The sequence below is a fragment of the Desulfosarcina ovata subsp. ovata genome, assembly GCF_009689005.1.
Taxonomy (GTDB): Bacteria; Desulfobacterota; Desulfobacteria; order Desulfobacterales; family Desulfosarcinaceae; genus Desulfosarcina; species Desulfosarcina ovata.
The window spans coordinates 2744754-2762718 of the sequence record NZ_AP021879.1 but is presented as its reverse complement, the minus strand read 5'-3'; the positions used below and the strand labels follow the sequence as shown (position 1 = coordinate 2762718).

Annotated in this window: 14 protein-coding genes and 1 pseudogene; 4 read left to right on the top strand and 11 right to left on the bottom strand. The window is 62.2% G+C overall.

Annotated elements, in window-relative coordinates; translation table 11 throughout:
* Window positions 1-116: 116 nt before the first annotated feature.
* From GN112_RS12350 to nudC, 3 genes are all read left to right on the top strand, one after another.
* On the top strand, window positions 117-1196 hold the full coding sequence (locus tag GN112_RS12350; RefSeq protein WP_155310505.1) for an efflux RND transporter periplasmic adaptor subunit: 1080 nt from the start codon (window positions 117-119) through the stop codon (window positions 1194-1196).
* A complete protein-coding gene (locus GN112_RS12345) occupies window positions 1193-4879 on the top strand; it encodes an efflux RND transporter permease subunit (protein ID WP_155310504.1) in 3687 nt (1228 codons plus the stop codon). Before GN112_RS12350 ends, GN112_RS12345 begins: the two co-directional genes overlap by 4 nt.
* A 112-nt stretch (window positions 4880-4991) precedes the next feature.
* The gene (gene nudC / locus GN112_RS12340; protein ID WP_155310503.1) at window positions 4992-5807 is read left to right on the top strand and encodes an NAD(+) diphosphatase; all 816 of its coding nucleotides are present in this window, start codon (window positions 4992-4994) and stop codon (window positions 5805-5807) included.
* A gap of 174 nt (window positions 5808-5981) precedes the next feature.
* On the opposite strand, the pseudogene GN112_RS12335 reads toward nudC, so the two are convergent.
* From GN112_RS12335 to GN112_RS12320, 4 genes and pseudogenes are all read right to left on the bottom strand, one after another.
* A pseudogene (locus GN112_RS12335) lies at window positions 5982-6908 on the bottom strand (CHAT domain-containing protein); the annotation flags it as partial.
* Between the two features lie 39 nt (window positions 6909-6947).
* A complete protein-coding gene (locus GN112_RS12330; protein ID WP_155310501.1) occupies window positions 6948-9158 on the bottom strand; it encodes a tetratricopeptide repeat protein in 2211 nt (736 codons plus the stop codon).
* A gap of 11 nt (window positions 9159-9169) precedes the next feature.
* Complete coding sequence (locus tag GN112_RS12325) at window positions 9170-9667, bottom strand: hypothetical protein (RefSeq protein ID WP_155310500.1); 498 nt, start codon at window positions 9665-9667, stop codon at window positions 9170-9172.
* 32 nt (window positions 9668-9699) lie between these two features.
* On the bottom strand, window positions 9700-10116 hold the full coding sequence (locus tag GN112_RS12320; RefSeq protein WP_155310499.1) for a hypothetical protein: 417 nt from the start codon (window positions 10114-10116) through the stop codon (window positions 9700-9702).
* A gap of 55 nt (window positions 10117-10171) precedes the next feature.
* On the opposite strand from GN112_RS12320, the gene GN112_RS12315 reads away from it, so the two are divergent.
* On the top strand, window positions 10172-11230 hold the full coding sequence (locus GN112_RS12315; protein WP_155310498.1) for a GGDEF domain-containing protein: 1059 nt from the start codon (window positions 10172-10174) through the stop codon (window positions 11228-11230).
* Here GN112_RS12315 and GN112_RS12310 read toward each other — a convergent pair whose 3' ends face one another.
* From GN112_RS12310 to GN112_RS12280, 7 genes are all read right to left on the bottom strand, one after another.
* The gene (locus GN112_RS12310; protein ID WP_162458903.1) at window positions 11231-12040 is read right to left on the bottom strand and encodes a Rossmann-like domain-containing protein; all 810 of its coding nucleotides are present in this window, start codon (window positions 12038-12040) and stop codon (window positions 11231-11233) included.
* A gap of 53 nt (window positions 12041-12093) precedes the next feature.
* Window positions 12094-12921, bottom strand: coding sequence for an ABC transporter ATP-binding protein (locus GN112_RS12305; protein ID WP_155310496.1), 828 nt, complete (start codon window positions 12919-12921; stop codon window positions 12094-12096).
* Window positions 12918-13973 (bottom strand): FecCD family ABC transporter permease, encoded by a 1056-nt coding sequence (locus GN112_RS12300; RefSeq protein WP_155310495.1) that lies wholly within the window; start codon window positions 13971-13973, stop codon window positions 12918-12920. The genes GN112_RS12305 and GN112_RS12300 overlap by 4 nt, the downstream gene beginning before the upstream one ends.
* Before the next feature lie 7 nt (window positions 13974-13980).
* The gene (locus GN112_RS12295; RefSeq protein WP_155310494.1) at window positions 13981-15000 is read right to left on the bottom strand and encodes an ABC transporter substrate-binding protein; all 1020 of its coding nucleotides are present in this window, start codon (window positions 14998-15000) and stop codon (window positions 13981-13983) included.
* 282 nt (window positions 15001-15282) lie between these two features.
* On the bottom strand, window positions 15283-16161 hold the full coding sequence (gene speB / locus GN112_RS12290) for an agmatinase (RefSeq protein WP_155310493.1): 879 nt from the start codon (window positions 16159-16161) through the stop codon (window positions 15283-15285).
* On the bottom strand, window positions 16158-17225 hold the full coding sequence (locus GN112_RS12285) for a deoxyhypusine synthase family protein (RefSeq protein WP_155310492.1): 1068 nt from the start codon (window positions 17223-17225) through the stop codon (window positions 16158-16160). Before GN112_RS12285 ends, speB begins: the two co-directional genes overlap by 4 nt.
* Before the next feature lie 71 nt (window positions 17226-17296).
* Window positions 17297-17854, bottom strand: coding sequence for a pyruvoyl-dependent arginine decarboxylase (locus GN112_RS12280; protein ID WP_155310491.1), 558 nt, complete (start codon window positions 17852-17854; stop codon window positions 17297-17299).
* Window positions 17855-17965: the final 111 nt, after the last annotated feature.

The following is a 17965-nucleotide window of genomic DNA, read 5'->3' as shown; positions in this document are numbered from 1 at the left end:
GTTCTCCTGGGGGTATAGGGAATCGTAATAAGGGTTTGCCCCAATGTTGCAACAGTGGGGTTTATTCTCAAAGGCTTTACTTTCACCGGCAACGCCATCGGGCAAGGTTATGGGAGATGATGAAAACATATGTTGTTGCGGGCGTCTGTTTGTTCGTGTCGATTTGGCTTTCGGGGTGTGGCACACATGAGGAAAATCCGGGCGCTGAGGCCATTCCTCGTTCCGTAAGCGTCCAAACCATTGCCAGCCGTGATCTGCCGATCATGGTCAATGCCGTCGGAAGACTGATTCCCAACCGGGAGGTGATTCTCTCGGCGGAAGTCTCCGGAATTCTTTTGCGGTATCATGCCGATGTGGGCGCCAAGGTCGCCCGGGGTGCGCTGCTGGCCAAACTCGACCCCACGGACTACGTCCTGGCATTAAAAGAGGCCGAGGCCAATCTGCTCTCCGCCCGGATCCAGCTGCCGGTAAAACAAAAATCCTTTGCGCGGGCCAGGCGCCTGCTGCCGGAAAAGGTGATTACCCCGGAATTGTACGACCAGGCCGAGGCGGGGTTCAAGTCTGCCGGCGCCCTGGTGACCCAACTGGAAACCCTGGTGGCCCAGGCCCGGCGGCGCCTGGAGAAAACCGCCATTACGACCCCGTTCGGCGGACACGTCACCCAGCGGTTCGTTGAAACCGGCCAGCGGGTGGCCATCGGCGATCCGGCCATGCAGGTGGCCGACATGCAGACCATGCGGGTTAAAATCAGCATTAACGAGCTGGACTACGTGCATGTGGATGCCAACGACCCGGTGCGGGTCACCGTGGAGGCCTTCGCCGGGCGCAGCCTGCCCGGCCGGGTGGACAAGATCGGCATCCAGGCCGACGCCCGTACCAATACTTTTGAAATCGAAATCCTGGTGGACAACCCGGATCTGCTGCTGAAGGCCGGACTGACGGCGCGCGTGGCCATCGAGACCGATGTGATCCCCGATGCGATCATGATCGGCCAGGACAGCGTCCTGTTCCGGGAAGACAGAAAAGAGGTCTTCATTGTCGATGCCAACCTCACGGCGGTGGCGCGGGAAGTCAAGCTGGGACGCATGGATGGCTCCGATGTGCGCATTCTGGAGGGGCTGGCTGACGGAGACCGGCTGGTCATCGCCGGTGCCCAGTATCTCAAACCGGGCGACACGGTGAGGGTCGCGCCATGACGTTTATCTCCCTGGTGATCCGACGCTGGCTGATTTTTGCACTGCTGGTGATCGCCCTGCCCATCGTGGCCGGGACGGTCGCCTACCAGACCCTTCCCAAGGAGGGCGAGCCCGAAATCTCGGCGCCCGTGGCCATCGTGGTGACCCTCTTTCCCGGCGCTTCCCCCAGCGAGGTGGAGAGTCTGGTCACGAACCCCATCGAGGAAGAACTCAGCGATCTCAAGGATGTCGAGGAGATGCGCTCCAATTCGGCCGAGGGGGTATCGGTGGTGGTGATCGATTTCGAGGCCGAAGCGGATCTCGAACGCTCCTTGCAGAAAGTCCGCGAAAAGGTCAGCGACGCCAGGAAAGAGCTTCCCGACCAGGCCGAGGACCCGGAAGTCAACGAGGTCAGTTTCTCGGATATTCCCATCATGATCGCTTCGGTGGTGGGCGATATCGATCCGGTGAAGCTCAGGCGGCTCACCGAACGGGTAGCTGACGAAATCGAGCTGATGCCCGAAATCCTGGCCGCCGACGTGGCCGGCGGTCTGGTGCGCGAGATTCAGATCTACCTCGATCCCCAGCGGATCAACCAGTACGGGCTGACCATTCTGGACGTCTTTGATGCCGTCAAGCAGTCGGATATCAACATTCCCGGCGGGCAGGTCAACCTTGAGGGCCGCCGGTTGCTGCTGCGGACCCTGACGGAAATCAAGCATGTGCCCGATTACGCCAAGGTGCCCCTGGTCCGTCAAGGGGACCGGGTGGTGTTCCTGGGCGATGTGGGAACGGTCGTCGACGGCCACTCGGAAGATGTCAGCTACTCACGGGTGGGCGGGGTAAACTCGGCATCCATTGCCGTCAAGAAGCGCAGCGGCGCCAATATTCTCGAAACCACGTACAAGGTCCGTGACAAGCTCAAGGAGCTGGAAGCCTCCTTTCCTGCCGGCGTCACCACCACGATTACCGCCGAGAAGGCTAAGTTTATCAAGCAGGGTTTCGACCAGATGAACAACTCCGCCGTGGTGGGTCTGATCATTGTTGTTGTGGTGCTCTATTTTGCCATGGGGCTGAGAAATTCGGTGATCACCTCGCTCTCCATTCCCCTGTCACTGCTGCTCACTTTTGTCTTCCTGAAGGTCTTCGGGCTGTCCAACAACGACATGGTCCGGTTCGCCCTGGTGCTGTGCATCGGCATGCTGGTGGACAATGCCATTATCGTCGTTGAGAATGTCTACCATCACTTCCAGCTGGGCAAGGACCGCATCACGGCGGTAATCGACGGAACTTCCGAAATCGCCATGCCGGTGATATCCGCCACCCTGACCACCATGGCCGCCTTTCTGCCCATGCTGCTCATGACCGGGGTCACCGGCGAGTACATGGGCTTTCTGCCCAAAACCGTGACCATCGCCCTTTCCGCATCCCTGGTGATTGCCCTGATCGCCAATCCGCTGATCCTGAGCCGCTTCATGAAACAGACGGTCAAGGCCGGGCAGATCGTCAAGCCCGAGGAAGATCTCAAACAGCTCAAAAGGCTCTATGTGCGTGTTGTTTCATGGTCGCTGAACCACCGCTTTCGGGTGGTCTGCCTGATCGTGCTGAGCCTGACCATGGCGGTGGGCCTGGTGGCATTGAAGCTGGTCAAGGTCGAGATGTTTCCGGATGCTGATTTTGACTACATCTACATCACCGTGGAGACTCCCCGCGGCACCGATGTGGATGTAACCGATGCCGTGGCCCGGCAGGTGGAGCAACTGGTCGCGGCGCACGTTCCCGAAGCGGTCCAGACCGTGGCCACCGTCGGCCAGCAGGGCCAGAGTGCCTATGAATTCTCCGTGGGTACGGGCATCGACAGCCATTTTGCCGAGATCACGGTGGAGCTGCAGGACGGCAAGGAGGTGGCCCGTGCATCCCATCGGCAGATCCAGGAGCGCCTGCGGCCCTATCTTCAAAAAATCCCCGGCGCCGATATCCGCTTCCGGGCCATCCAGTGGGGGCCGCCCACCGCCGCACCGGTACTGATCAAGATTATCGGCCCGGAAATTCCGGAGCTGCGTCGTCTTACCGCCCGGACCCGCCGCATCATGGAAGATGTTGCCGGCGTCGTGGACATCAAGGATGACTTCTCGGATGCGGCGCCCGAACTGCGCGTATCCGTGGATCGCGCCAGGGCGGCGGCCATGGGCATTTCTCTCGAAGCCCTGGCCTACACCCTGCGCGGGGCCACGGCCGGGCTAGAGATCCGCGAATTTCGCGACGAGCGCGATGTCTCCAAAAAATACGATCTCAAGGTGCGTTTCTCACAGGAATCCAGGACCCGCCCATCCATGCTCGACGATGTCAAGGTGCGTGCCGATACCGGTGAACTGGTGCCCCTGTCCACGATTGCCGAATTCAGTCAGGGCAGCGGACTGAATGGCATCCGGCACTCCGACCGGCGCCGTATCGTGAGACTTTCGGCCAACAATCGCGGCCGCTCCGCGGTGGAGATCACCCAGGAACTGATCGAAAAACTCGACCGGCTGGATCTTCCCGCCGGCTACCGTTTCGATTACTCGGGAGAATATGAAGAGACGGCCGAATCCTTCGAAAGTCTCGGCCTGGCCTACATCGTGGCGGCGATCCTGATTTTCACCCTGCTGGTCTCGCAGTTCGATTCGCTGGCCCAGCCCTTCGCCATCCTCACCTCGCTGCCCCTGTCCATTGTCGGCGCCATGGTGGGGCTTTACGTCACGGGCAACAACTTCTCGATCATGAGTTTCATCGGCCTGGTGGGCCTTTCCGGTATCGTGGTCAACGACTCCATCGTTTTGGTGGACTGCATCAACCGCATGCGAATGAAAAGCCTCGACCTGTTCGAGGCGATTGTGGCCGGCGGACAGCAGCGCCTGCGCCCGATCATCTCCACCACCGTCTCCACCGTCGGCGGTATTCTCACCCTGACCATCACGGACGAACTCTGGGAAGGACTCGGGGTCGTGATCATTTTCGGCATCTGCTTTGCCACGGTACTGACCCTGGTGGTGGTGCCGGTCATGTATTCGCTTTTTGAAGGCGCGCGCTATTCCATTGTTTCCGCTTTCCGCGGCCCGCGCTGGACCGAGGCGCCCCGGGGAGAAAGCTACTTCTTCTCCCGGCGCCGCTATGCCCGCCTGGTGTTCGTTTTTCTCATGACCGGGCAACTGGCCGTGCTGGTCGCCGGTATCGCCGCTGTTGCGCCGTCCATGATCGCAACGATTGCGAACACCCCCTTCCAGGCCCCCAGCATGTTGAAGCTGGTCATCGAAATTATCGTTTTCGGGCTGGAAATGCTGCTCAAGGCCGCCGGCCTCCTGGCGGTGCTGCTGCTGCCCACCTGGGTGGGGCTGGTCTATGTGATGGCCAAACGCAGCCGCGAAGGCTATTATGTGGACATCACGCCCCAGGGCGTTTTCATCGGCACCCCGGCCGACCGGTTTTTCATCGAGAAAAACGCCATCACGGCGGTCAAGGCCGCACGGTTTTTCCCGGCCATTCCATCGATCAGCATATACAGCGGCCGGCGCCGCATCATCGTGCGCAAACTGGTCAAGGCCGGCGGTACGCCAGAGAAAAAGCCGCTGAAGGCCTGGCTTCTGGCCAGGGCACCCCAGCGCGCCGCGATCCGCGAGGGCATGCACGATCTCAAACGGGCACTGGATGCCCTGGTGGCATCTTAGGGCCAAGAATCATATTGGGCTTGGGGATTGGCTTTCAGTGTGCTACCACAACCGGAGGATGGATCGTGAACGATCATCCGACCCGAAACAATTAATTGTCCAGGATGGTGTTATGGATTTCGTTCCCGCATTTTCCGCCCCGGTCGGTGAGGATCGACCGATCCTATGGTTTATTTTCGAGAAGAACAAACTGCTGGTCATCCGTGATAACGGCACCTGTGCCATTCCCGACGCCGAAGATCTTGCCGCCCGGGGGATCACCCCCATCCGCAGGATCTTTCTTGGTTTTCTGGAAGAGAAGGCCTGCTATGCCGCTGAATTGGACGCGGACGCGACGGTTGCCGAGCCGTATGCCTGGGTGAACCTGCACGCCCTGATGAGTACGATCGGTGACGAGCTGTTCTGGATTGCCGGCCGGGCCAATCATCTCATGGACTGGGACCGGTCCCACCGTTTTTGCGGGCGCTGCAGCCAGCCCACCGAGGACAAACCCGATGAACGGGCCAAGGTGTGCCCGTCATGCGGCCTGGTCAACTACCCCCGCCTGAGCCCGGCGGTGATCGTTGCGATACTCAAGGACGATCAGATTTTGCTGGCGCGCAACAAACGCTTCCGGGGACCGTTTTACAGCGTGCTGGCCGGGTTCGTCGAGCCGGGTGAGACCCTGGAGCAGTGCGTCCATCGGGAGATCCGTGAAGAGGTCAGTATCGAAGTCAAAAACATCCGATATTTCGGCAGCCAGCCATGGCCCTTTCCCAACTCCCTGATGGTGGGGTTTGTGGCCGACTACGCCGCTGGCCAGGTCCAGGTGGACAATGCCGAACTGATGGAGGCGCACTGGTTTTCGGCGCACACCCTTCCCAAAATTCCCCCGCGGATCAGCATTGCCCGCCAGCTTATTGAGTGGTTTGTGGAGAAGCAATCGTAACGGATTCGTAAGAAGCCCGATATCGGCGTTACGCGTATCCTTCGTCACTGCGGAGTACGCTCAGTACACTGCCTACGGCACCCGCGATAGCGGTATTCTCAGGATTCGCAAGCCTTGATCTCAGGCTTCTTACGAATCCGTCGGAAATGTGACTTTGTTGCTGGAAACCCCTGTTTACGGCTTCGCCGGTACCATGCCTCGAGAAATCCCCACAACCGAAAACGGCGCCCAGAACATGGGGTGGCGGTAGGCTGACGGCGACCCGGCCATCATGGACCGCATGGCCCCGGCCAGGGCCTGTGACCGGTCCCCGCGCTGCCGGGTCTGCCACTGCTCGAAAAAACGGGTCATCAGGGTTTGGGTGGCCCGGCTGCTCACCGGCCAGTATGACACCAGCAGGCTGCGGCCGCCGGCATAGATGAATGCCCGGGCCAGCCCGGAAAGGCCTTCCCCATCGGCACTGCCATCGGGTGCGGCGGAATTGCAGGCCGAAAGGATGACCAGGTCCGCATCCAGGTGAAGCCCGGCGATCTCGCTGACCGTCAGCAGGCCGTCGTCGTTCCCGCTGGCCACGCGGGGCGGCGTCAGCACCAGCGCCGGCTCGTGAAGCCCGGGCAGGTCCCCGGCCGACAGAGCATGGGTGGCAAAGGCGAGAATGCGAAAGTGGTTCATGGCCATGGACCGGACCCGCCCTTCGGTGGCCGCGTCGCCCAGAAAAAGGCTTTCCGGACCGGCATTAACCATACGGGCCACGGCACGCAGTTCGCCGGCGGTCTCCGGAAGTCGTAACAGACGCCTGACATCGGCGATCCGCACCGCGTTTTTTCCCCGGGTGGCAGCGCTGCGGTGCCTGCCCCAGACGTCCGTCAGCACGGGATCGCCGAAGCCAACGAAAACCGAGTCTGCCGCCGACGGAGCCACCGTGCGCCGCAACATCCCCAATGCCCCTACGGTGGGCAGGCGGCTGATGCTGAAATGGTTGATCAGCCAGTTCACCTGCGCGTAATCCGGGGAGCCGTCGTCCGTCGACGCCTCAACGCTGCGCACAAGGACGCTCAGCGGCAGGGTGGTCAGGGGGCCGTCCACCACCGTAACAAGACGGGTGAGGTCGAAAAGGGATGCCTCTACGGAGGAAAAAAACTAACAGTATAACTGGTTGGACAGTTTGATGTCAAAGGGGCGCAGGTCATCGGCAAACAGCACATCGGCCTGGTTCAGCCCCTGTTTCAGACGCGCCACCGTCTCGGTCAGCAGTACGCGTCCGGCTGGAATCCGTGCCATGGCAATGCCTTTGCCTCGCAGCAGCCAGACATAACTGTCGCGCTCACCGGTAAGCACCAGCAGCACCCCCTCATGGGGGCCCAGTAACCCCTGCACCGTTTCGGCCGTTTGTACGGTTGGCCTTTCAAGGGCCATATAGTCGGGAAAGGCACGCGTGAGGGTATCGGTGATCCCGGTCAATTCCACAGCGATACGGTCAAGCTGGCGCTGAACCACCCCCGGCTGGCCGGCGGCGGCCGTTTCGTCAGGCGTCATCAGCATCTGCGTCAACATCCGTTCCAGATGGCCCTGCCGGATGAGGAGGTCCTGGCGTTGGCGAACCCCATCGGCCAGTTCTCCGGATCCGGCGGCAAAGCGCGTTGCCAGCTGGCTGAACGCCTCTCCGGCCCGGCTGGCCATGGCCCATTGCGCCACTGCAAACGCCTCGCGGGCAAACGCCTGGGCCTGTTTGGGCTGCTGATCGGCAAGGCGCTGCAACAGGTCGATGCGGTTGACCAGCACATGCCGCAGCAGGCGCCGGGCACGCGGATCCGCGGGCCCGTATTGAAGACGCTCCCGGACCAGGGTCGCCGCCTGCCGGCTGTAACGGTCGGCAGCGGAGAGATCCTTTTGGGTCACGTGAAGGGCCGCCAGCGAATTGAGCAGTTCGATCCGCCGGGGGTGGGGCGGGGGCAACACCCGGGTCGCGATGGCAAGGGCCCTGTCAAGCAGCCTGGCGGATTCAGCAGCATCTCCCTGATCCCGGCGCACGGCCGACAGGTTGGCCAGAATATCGATCAACTGGTAGTGATCGTCGCCCAGCCGGGCGGTCAGACGCAGGGCCCCGCGCAGGTGGGTTTCCGCCTTGCGTCCATTTCCACGGCGCGCGGTCAGTAGCCCCAGGTTGTTGTGTACCGCGGCGATCCACAGTTCCGGGGGATCCTCCTGTGCCTGCCATATTTTCAGGGCCTGGGAAAAATGGGATTCGGCGTCGGCCAGATTGCCCATGGCCAGTTCCAGTTCGCCGAGGTTGTTGGATAAGGCGGCCCTGTTGCGGTGATCCGGCCCGGTGGTCCGGTCCTGTATGGCCAGGGCCTCGCGGTAGAGGGTGCGGGCCTCGGAAAACCGGTTCTGGTCCCGCAGGAGCGATGCGAAGCCGTTCAGCACCCCGGCCATCTCGGCGGGCCGGGCCTGCGGTTGCTGCCGATAGGCGGAAATAGCCTGGCGGAACAGGGTTTCGGCGGCCTCGGCGTTGCCGCTGTCCCGCTCAAGCATGGCCAGGTTGCCCCGGATGCAGGCCACATCCAGGTGGTCATCGCCACCGACGGCAACCATGTGGCCAAGGGCCCGCGTGTAGTGATCCATGGCCGGGACGAACCGTCCCTGCAGCTTTTCCAGCAGGGCGATGTTGTTATGGAGACCGGCCAGGTGGCGGTGATTGTCGCTTTGGGCGGCCTCGTAAATGGTGATGGCCCGATGCAGCAGCGTCCTGGCCTGCACAACGTCTTCCCGCGCCTGCAGGATGGCGGCAAGATTGTTCAGATCGTCGGCTGCCGCAAGGCTGTCCGATCCGAAGCGCTGTTGGTCGATGGCCAGTGCCTTGCGCTGCAGCGCCTCCGCCGCCGGCAGGCGGCCCAGGTCCGTGTAAACCGATGCGAGGTTGTTCATGGCCAGGGCCAGTTGCGGATCGTCAGGGGGATAGTTCTCGGTTTTCAACTGCAGGGCGGTCTCGAAATGGGCTGCGGCTTCGGCATGGCGGCCGAGCCGGTGCAGCAGTACGGCGGTTTCATTGTGCAGCGGGGCCAGACGCGGATCGGCGTCTCCCAGTGCCGCGACACCCATGGCCAGCGCTTTCCGGGCATGTGCCAGGGCCTGGCGGTCGTTACCGGCCGCCGCCAGTTGGCGGGCCATCCGGAAGTGCGCAAAGACCGCCTGGCTGGGGTCATTAACGGTTTCCCCTGCCGGCCTTGAGAGGGTTCGGATCCCCGCCTCTTCGGCCATCCGGGCCATGGGACCCGCGGAATGGCCGGGGATCGCCCCCATGATCCAGCCGGCCAGCAGGAGGACAGCGACGTCGAGCCAGCGGTTCATGCTACGGCCGGTCAGCTTCCGGCTTTGATCGTTACGTTGATGATTTGGGAAGAGATGTTCCCGGTATCGTCGGCAATAGAAAGAATCAAGGTGTGCTCCCCTTCCGGCAGATCGGCCTGGGGGATCCGGATTCCGCCGGGGGTGAGGTAGGGCGCCACCCGCTTGGTGATGTCGACCTTGAAAAGCTTAACGTAAACGACCTTGAGGGAATCCGTATCCACGCGGGTGTTCTCGCGGGGTTCGAATCGGATATCAATGGGTACCGGCGGTGCATACATCCCTCCGGCCTGGGGGCTGTTTACCAGAATACGCGGTCCCTGCTGCTGGCTGCGAAATCCAAGCAGTTTTTCCACCGGCAGACCGGGCAACTCGGCCTCGGTGGGCAGGATCAGGACCATGGGGCGGTCGACGAAATTGCCGTGAACCAGCAGCATGCAACCGGACAGTAGTGCGCAGACGACGGGAAGCATCCGTTTGACCAGTGAAATGAATGCCCTGCGATAATCCATATCTGATATCCTCTTCGGCTGATGAGACAAGGCTACGCGCCGGGCCGTTCTTTATGCAGCGCCTGCCCCTTGAATGGTCTGTCACCGGATGTACACCGGTATCGTATGCCTGTTTTATCGGCGATGGCCGGGCCGACTTGAGCGTTGTCTGTGTCGTCTGCGCCTTCAATTTGTGGAAAAATTGTGCGTTGTTGTGTTTTTTCCGGGGATGCTGATGGTTGCCGGCAAATGACCTTGATTTTCGGAGAAAAATTGTGTTGGCTGGAATCGATGCCGTTGAACCCCCGTGGCGGCGTGTGTTTGGCTGCCGGATGCGACGCTGCGGTCTCTGGCCTGCCCGATGAAATGGGCACCGCCGTACCATGAGTTCGCCCAAGGACCCGCTTATGCCGGAAGAATCCGATAGCGCTGAATACCGGATGATTCATCCTGACGGCCGCGATATTCATCTGCGCTGCCCTCTCAGCCTCCATTCCGACGAAAACCGGTGGTGCCGGCGGAGCAATGGCGATGGTTGAGGACGCCACCGATCTGGAACGGACCGAAGCCATGCTGCGGGACAGCGAAAAGCGCTATCGACAGCTTTTCCAGTCCGCGCCCATCGCCTTGATCGAGTGGGATGTCTCGATGCTGAAGGCGTACATAGAAACCCTGCATGCTTCCGGCATCGACGACCTGGCTGCCTACCTGACGCAACACCCCGGGCAGGTGCGGCACTGCTGGTCGCTGATTCGAACGGTGGATTACAATCAGGCCTTTCTGGAACTGATGGGCATCGCCGGTCGCAACAAGCCGGTGGACGCGTTTTTGCCGACAGACGCAGATGATTTTATGCGCATGGCCCGGGAAGTGATTCTGATGGCCGCCGAGGGGAAGACGGCCGTCGAACGGGAGGAGACGCTCGTGACCACCATCGGCGAACGTAAAACCGTTATCGGAAAGTCGATGGTGGTCTCCGGTCATGAGGAGACATTGTCCCGGGTGGCCATCGCCCTGGTGGACATCTCAAAGCGCAAGAAAGCGGAAGCGGCCCTGCGCGAAAGCGAACGGCGCTTCCGTGAACAGGCGTTCCGGGACGGACTGACCGGCCTGTATAATCAGCGCTACCTTTACCGCTCGCTGGCCACATGGATCGAGCGGGCCAGCGCCGGCGATATGCCGCTTTCCCTGATTTTCATGGACCTGGACCGCTTCAAGACCGTCGTCGATACCCATGGCCATCTCAATGGCAGCCGGGTCATCCAAAAGGTGGCGCAGACCATCAACGGCTGCCTGGCCCCGCCGGCCTTTGCCGTGGCCTACGCCGGAGACGAGTTTGTGGTGGTCATGCCGGAGTCGAACCTCCCGCAGGCACTGGAAAAAGCCGCCCAGATCCGTTCGCGCATGGCCGATACGGTTTATGCGCTGGGCCAGGGGGTCGAGGTGCGGCTGCAGGCCAGTTTCGGGGTTGCCACCTATCCGCAGCACGCCAGCGACCTGAACGGCCTGATTGCCGCCGCCGATCATGCGCTTTTTGCTGTCAAGGCCACCGGCAAGAACGCCATTGGCCGGTTCCGCGGCTGACTATGCGCCGTTTTTGGACCACGCCACGAATTCAACGCCCAGTTTCTTGAACGCCCGGAACGACAAGCCCTTGCGGATGCCCTCGAACACCGGCCCTATGGAGACGATCCGGCAACCGGCCAGAACATCGGCGCCATGGGAAAAAAGCACCGGCGACAGCGGTGTCGTGGGACCGATGACAATCGTGTAGGCCTGGGGCGCTTTTCCCAGGTAGGCGGTCATGGCCCGGGTGAGCAGGGTGGTTCCGGTGAGGCCGAGCACCTGGCAGCGGCCGAGGATCGCGTCCCACTCGGCCGGTGAGGTCGCTCCGGGCACGTCCCGCAATTCGAAAAGATGAAGGGTTTTGACCTGCTGGCGCAACTGGTTGACGAATGGGAATTCCCCCACCAGTACGGTTTCCCCTTCCTGACCCTTTTCGGCCATGATCGTTGACGCTTCCAGGCCCGGCTGGCTTTCGGGAGGCACGATGCCGGCATTCAGGGCCGCTGCCCCGAGACTGATGGAAAAGGCGCTGCTGGTTTTCAGCAGGCCGGCGGCCTCCTTCAGGGATTTGCCGACCAGCTGGTCCACCAGTTGACGCTCGTCTGCCGACGGTCCGGCGCCCAGGGTTGACGCCAGGCCCGCACAGACGCTGCCGTCCGCATCGGCGCGGATGCCGATGAAATGGGCGCCCACGGCAATTTCGGCGATGGTCGCCGCCGGTCGGTCCAGGGCGTCGATCAGCTCATTGGCCAGTTGGCGTTCGCTGCCTTGGGCCGGTCGGTCCAAGGGCAGGGCAGGGCCGTCGTGGTGACTGCATTGGTGTGTCATGGGGTTCCTTTCCGCCATGCATGGATTTGATTGAATTCGTTATCAATGGGCCGTCAACTCCAGCGCGGACCTTGCAGACCTTCGGGTTGAGGGCCAATTTTTTCTTCCCCGGACGGGCAGGGCACGAACAGAGACGCGCCGTCGTCGGTTTCCACCCGGCGGGTGGGGGTCTGGTAGAGCCGGCTGACCCAGGTTTCGGTCATCACCGTACCGCTATCGCCGCTGGTCAGGATCCGGCCGCCCGAGAGCATCACCACCTGATCGGCAAACCGGGCGGCCAGGTTCGGATCGTGCAGCGAGGCTACCACCCGGGTCCCTTTTTCGCGGCACAGACCTTTGATTTTTTCAAGCAGGCGGTACTTGTTGTTGAAATCGAGATGATTGGTCGGCTCGTCCAGGAGCAGGGTGCCGTCTGCCTGGAGGATGGCCCGGGCCAACAGGGCGATGCGCCGCTCCCCCCCGGAGATGCGGTTGAAATTGCGCTCGGCCAGGGATTCGGCGTCCAGATCGACCAGTACCTGCCGGGCCGCCGCGTAATCTTCCGGACCGGGCCGCTGGGCGAACCGGAAGGTGGCCGTGCGTCCCATGACCACCACGTCTATCACGCGGAAGGGGAAGATGTCGGCGTGCTCCTGGGGAACCAGGCTCACCCGCCGGGCGATCCGGGTCCGGGAGGCGCCGGCCAGATCGAGGCCGTCGATGGTTACCGATCCCCGCTGGGGATGCAGCAGCCCGGCCAGGCAGTAGATCAGCGTGGTCTTGCCCGAACCGTTGCGACCCAGCAGCACGCAGAAGGCGCCTTTTTCAACCGTAAGATCCACGGCCGATAAAACGGCGTTGCCGCCATAAGCGAAATGCAGATCTTGGCAGACCAGGCTCATGACCACCCGCTTCCCCGGTTGCGGTAGAGCAGATAGGCGAAAAGGGGAGCCCCGGTAAAGGCGGTGACCACGCTGATGGGAAGTTCGGCCATGGTCAGGCAGCGGGCCGCCGTGTCGGCCAGGAGCAGAAAAATTCCGCCGCTGAGCACGGCCACCGGCAGCATCTGCTCGTGATTGGGACCCACCAGGGTGCGGGCGATATGGGGCATGACCAGCCCGACCCACAGAACCTGGCCGCAGACGGCAACGGACACCGAGACGGTGATGGAGCTGAGGAAGATGAAAATCAGCCGGTCGCGCCTGGGGTTGAGGCCCAGGCTGCTGGCCTGGAGGTCGCCCAGGGAGAGGACATTGAGCTTGTAGCGCATGACATGGATCAGCACGAGGCTGCCGCCGATCACCGGTGCCGCCAGCTTGAGGTCTCCCCATTGCACCCGGCTCATGCTGCCCATGATCCAGAACACGATGGCCGGCAGTTCGTTGTACGGGTCCGAGAGGTATTTGAGCAGGGTGATGGCGGCGTTGAACACCGACATGACCACCAGCCCGGCCAGAACCAGGACCAGCATGGGGCGTACCGCCACGATGCGGGCGATGAGCAGGGCCGATCCCACGGCAACCAATCCGCAGCCAAACGCCAGGGCCTGAATGGTCAGCCAGCTGCTGCCGGCCATGAGCAGGCCCAGGGCCGCGCCGAACGTGGCGCCGGCCGATACGCCGAGGATGTCCGGCGACACCAGGGGGTTGCGGAACAGCCCCTGGTAGACGGCACCGGCCGCCGACAGTCCCATGCCCACCAGCACCGTGGCCAGTGACCGGGGAATCCTCACCAGCCCGAGGACCAGGGCCTTGCTGGCGATGGTCTGGCCGGTATCGTTGCCGATCCAGGCCCGCACAATGGGGCCCAGCTCGTCCGGGGCGATGGGGACCCAGCCGATCCACAGGGAGAGCAGCAGCAGGAGGATCAGGCTCACGGACAGACCGGTCTGCAGGCCGGTGCTGCCGGGCGCTGTTGGGATGGCGGTGACGGACGTATTGGTTTCCGGTTGCATGCCCGTCTCAATCGCCCAGTGTCCCGCCCAGTTCGTGAAAACCCTTGCCGAACAGGGTCCGGTGGAGCCGGTCGATTTCAGCCTCAACGTCAATGTCGCCAAACTGCTCGGGGTAGCATTTCTCCGCCAGCCAGAGGATCCCGGCCACCGAAAGCGGTGACGGAAAATCCCAGGGCGCGATATTCGAGGGGAAGTCGAAAATCCGGCCTGCGGCCACGGCCGACACACCGGCAAACTGCGGTTGCTGCAGGACGCGGCGGGCGCGCTGGGCCGTGGGCCCGGAAATGACCACCAGATCCGGGTTCCAGGCGATGAACTGTTCGGGTGAGATTTCACGGAAGTAGCCGCTCAGCCCATGACCGGCATGGATGCCGCCGGCCAGGGTGATCATCTCATCCTGGAGGAGATCGCCGGTGGCGGTGGAGAAAACCCCCAGGGCCGAGGCGAAATAGACGGTTTTGCGCTGCGCCGGCAAAACGGATGCCACGCGCTGGCCGGCCAGCTCGACCATGCGCCGGCAGGCGGCCACGGCCCGGTCGGCTTTTCCCGGCTGGCCGGCCGCTCCGGCAATCAGGTCCAGGGTGGCGTAAAGGGATTCGATTTTCTCGGGCAGAATCACGATGGCGGCCACCCCGTGGTCCCGCAGCCGGTCGGCGATGGCAATTCCGTCTTTCTGGGCGAAGAGCACCACCAGGTCCGGATTGACCGCCAGAATGGCCTCGAAGTTGATCCCCGTGGATTTCTGTCCCACGGCCGGCAGGTCGGCAATCGCCGGGTTGACGGCCAGCTGGAGCCGGTCGCGTTTGGAATCCGTGTCAATCGCCACCAGGTTGTCCTGAAGGCCCAGTGCGGTGACGCACAGCGATGCGGGCTTGAAGGTGGTCACCAGCCGCCGGGCCTTGGCCGGTACGGTCACGCTGCGGCCGACCATGTCGGTCACCTGGCGTGCGGCCGGGCCGGCGTGGGCATGGGCAGCGAAAAAAAGAAGCAGGCAAAGGCCGGCAATCGGTCCGATCGGTCGTTTCATCAACTCTCCTTTTCAGTTTCGGGCCGCTATGTCCGGAATGAACGATCGAAGCGTTCGTATTGAATCCCGTGGGTGCCGAGAACCTGGTAAATCTCCATGCGATCTTTCCTTCCGGAGGGCTTGTCCTCACATTTTGCCAGGCTCCCTTTCTACTCCCAAAGCCGGCCCCGGTTCAATGGTTTTTCCAAAACCAACCGCGCCGCAGGCGGTAAGGCCGGCGGCGCGGATGGATTTGGGTTCGTGAGGGTTGGTTTGGGTTCGTCGGTTCCTGAGGATTCGCGTTTATGCGCCTTCTTTGCCGGCGAAACGCATGCCGATCATTTTGTAGATCAGTTTGGCCGTGGCAAAGGCCGAGTTGGGATCGTGGTCGCGGTGGGCCAGTTCGACAACGTCAAAGCCGATGACCGTCTTGGTGTGGAACACCGTTTCCAGGATGTCCATGGCCTCGTCCCAGAGCATGCCGCCCGGCTCCGGCGTTCCGGTGCTGGTGATCACGCTCCAGTCGAACACATCCACGTCCACGGTAATGAACAGTTTTTCCGGCAATTGGGCCAGTTCGGCTTCCAGATCGAAATTGCCCTTGCGGTAACGATGCATCGTGCATAGCGCCAGATCCTCATCCTTGATCCGCTGAGCCTCTTCGACCGACATGCTGCGGATACCGATTTGCAGGGTCCGGTCGGTCATCTCGCGGATGCGCGCCATGCTGCAGGCATGACTGAAGGGGCTGCCCTCGTAACTGTCGCGAAGGTCCGCGTGGGCATCCAGCTGGAGGATGCCGAAGTCCGCGTTATGCCTGGCCAGGGCCCGCACATAGCCGGTGGTGATGGAGTGGTCGCCGCCGACGACGACGACGAACTTCTCCCGGTCCAGCAGGGGCGCCACGGTCTGCTCCAGGGTATCCAGCATGGCCTGCGGATCGTCGGGGATTTCCGGCTGGGCCAGGGTGGCGATGCCCACCCGGCAAGGCTCCTCGTCGAGCACCTCGTCGTAGAGTTCCAGGTACTGGGACGCCTCGATCACGGCAGCCGGTGCGCCGGCGGTGCCTTTGCCGTAGGAGACACCGCCTTCGTAGCCGTAGGGCACCACCACCACCCTGGCAGCGGCCAGATCGCTCTGACCCTCGGGCAGCCCCAGAAACGGGGTCGGGTGGGGGGTCATCGGGCCACCTCCAGTTTCCTGACCCAATCGCCCATGCGGCCGCACAGACCGGCCGGTGGCCGGGGCGGGCACAGGTCGGTCACATAGGCGGCCAGAAGGGGAAAGATGATGCTGTACTCGCCCCACACCTGCACCAGGTTGGCCTCGTCGGCCTGCTGGTACTTGCCCCAGGTGACCGCTTCGCCGAAGGTGCAGCTGGAGAGGCTGCCCTCCCGTTCCACGGCCGTGCCGATCTGGATTCCGCGGTCAGCGCCTTCGAAGTCGATGCCCAGGATCTGGCTGATGGTGGGGCCGGTCTGCTGGATGAAGTTTTTGGGGCCGCCGCCACCCAGTTCGACGAAACCGGTCTGCTCGGCACCAAAGGCGATGGCCGCCGAGTGAACGATATCCTTCTGGGCCGAAAGCTGGACCGGCAACCCTTCGCGATCGGTGCGTGCCAGGTTCATGGCGATGGAGTGGTTGGCCAACGAATCCCAGAAGAGCGGTACTCCGCAGCGGGCCGCGGCAGCGGTGAAACTGAGCTCGGGATGGGGCGCGGTTTCGGCCACCCAAAGTCCCAGCTGGTGGTTGAATTCCCATGAGGAGAGGGGGCCTTGGGAGAGCTGCTCGTAGCGTTCCTTGACGAATCGCCGCACAATGGCGTCCTGAGCTTCCAGGGTCTCCTTCTCCCGGATCCCGATATCGTAGATGCGCGTGTCGCCGTGACGACGCAGCTGGTCGTCGTCCCAGTTGGGATGGATCGACTTGACCGGCAGGTCAAAAGCGAAATGCAGGTCGTGATAGACCTGGGCGCCGGTGGAGCAGATGACATTGACGAAACCGGCCTCGATCAGCGAGATGACCATGCCGCCCATGCCACCGGCGATGCCGGCCCCGGCAATTCCCAGCCAGATGGTGTCCCCCTGATCGATCATGCGCCGGAAAAGCGTGGCCGCCCGGCGCACATTGCGGGCCTCGAAACAGGTCCGGCCCATCAGATCCACCAGATCGGGGACGCTCAGGCCTTTGGCCAGTTTTTCGGGCACGATATCCGGGGCGTGTCTGAACAGCGATTCTTTACTCATGGGATGTTCCTTTAATGGATCCGGGCAGACCGCTCGAAAGCGACCTGCTTTGGTGGCAATGCGATTTACATCTACACCAGCAGCATGACGGCCAGCGCCACTACCGTGGTCCACAGCCCGTCCTTGTGGCCGTGGGCCGATTTGGCGACGCTGCGGCTGACGAACTGACGGTCCTTGCCGGCGATGTAGAGCTGTTTGCGCTCGTCCCAGGCCTTGTCCGCATCGAGTTCGAAACCCAGGGTGGAGGCCAGCATGGTGGCGGCCAGATCCTCGGCGAAGTCGCCGGATTGCTGGCTGTTCTGGCCAAAGCCGTGGTGCTCGGAAATATAGCCGTACTGATCCTTGTTCATCGGACGGGCCAGACCCACGGCCGCGTGGACGAGGCGTGAGGGCTCGTTGGTCTCCTGCCTGGCCATGACCACGAAGGTGATCTGTCCGGGGACCAGGTTCTGCACCCCCTCCTGGCGGGAGATGATTTTGCACTGGGGCGGGTAGATGCTGGAGATGGTCACTAGGTTGCAGATCTCCACGCCGGCGTCGCGAAGGGCCAGCTCGAAACTCTGCAGTTTGTTGCGGTGATAACCGACGCCCTTGGTGAAGAACATGCGTTTGGGAATGAGCTTTTCCATCTTCCGATCCTTTCTCCTGATGAGGATGAAAATACCAAGAAATCGCCGCCGCATTATATCAAACATGCGTTAATTACAAATCGAAAATGCAGGGAGATTAAAAATGTCTCC

What these genes read in the sequence shown, in the direction of transcription:
- GN112_RS12350 (WP_155310505.1), top strand. Translation starts at nt 117, where the DNA reads ATGATGAAAACATATGTTGTTGCGGGCGTCTGTTTGTTCGTGTCGATT.
- GN112_RS12345 (WP_155310504.1), top strand. Translation starts at nt 1,193, where the DNA reads ATGACGTTTATCTCCCTGGTGATCCGACGCTGGCTGATTTTTGCACTG.
- nudC (WP_155310503.1), top strand. Translation starts at nt 4,992, where the DNA reads ATGGATTTCGTTCCCGCATTTTCCGCCCCGGTCGGTGAGGATCGACCG.
- GN112_RS12330 (WP_155310501.1), bottom strand. Translation starts at nt 9,158, where the DNA reads ATGAACCGCTGGCTCGACGTCGCTGTCCTCCTGCTGGCCGGCTGGATC.
- GN112_RS12325 (WP_155310500.1), bottom strand. Translation starts at nt 9,667, where the DNA reads ATGGATTATCGCAGGGCATTCATTTCACTGGTCAAACGGATGCTTCCC.
- GN112_RS12320 (WP_155310499.1), bottom strand. Translation starts at nt 10,116, where the DNA reads ATGAATATCGCGGCCGTCAGGATGAATCATCCGGTATTCAGCGCTATC.
- GN112_RS12315 (WP_155310498.1), top strand. Translation starts at nt 10,172, where the DNA reads ATGGCGATGGTTGAGGACGCCACCGATCTGGAACGGACCGAAGCCATG.
- GN112_RS12310 (WP_162458903.1), bottom strand. Translation starts at nt 12,040, where the DNA reads ATGACACACCAATGCAGTCACCACGACGGCCCTGCCCTGCCCTTGGAC.
- GN112_RS12305 (WP_155310496.1), bottom strand. Translation starts at nt 12,921, where the DNA reads ATGAGCCTGGTCTGCCAAGATCTGCATTTCGCTTATGGCGGCAACGCC.
- GN112_RS12300 (WP_155310495.1), bottom strand. Translation starts at nt 13,973, where the DNA reads ATGCAACCGGAAACCAATACGTCCGTCACCGCCATCCCAACAGCGCCC.
- GN112_RS12295 (WP_155310494.1), bottom strand. Translation starts at nt 15,000, where the DNA reads ATGAAACGACCGATCGGACCGATTGCCGGCCTTTGCCTGCTTCTTTTT.
- speB (WP_155310493.1), bottom strand. Translation starts at nt 16,161, where the DNA reads ATGACCCCCCACCCGACCCCGTTTCTGGGGCTGCCCGAGGGTCAGAGC.
- GN112_RS12285 (WP_155310492.1), bottom strand. Translation starts at nt 17,225, where the DNA reads ATGAGTAAAGAATCGCTGTTCAGACACGCCCCGGATATCGTGCCCGAA.
- GN112_RS12280 (WP_155310491.1), bottom strand. Translation starts at nt 17,854, where the DNA reads ATGGAAAAGCTCATTCCCAAACGCATGTTCTTCACCAAGGGCGTCGGT.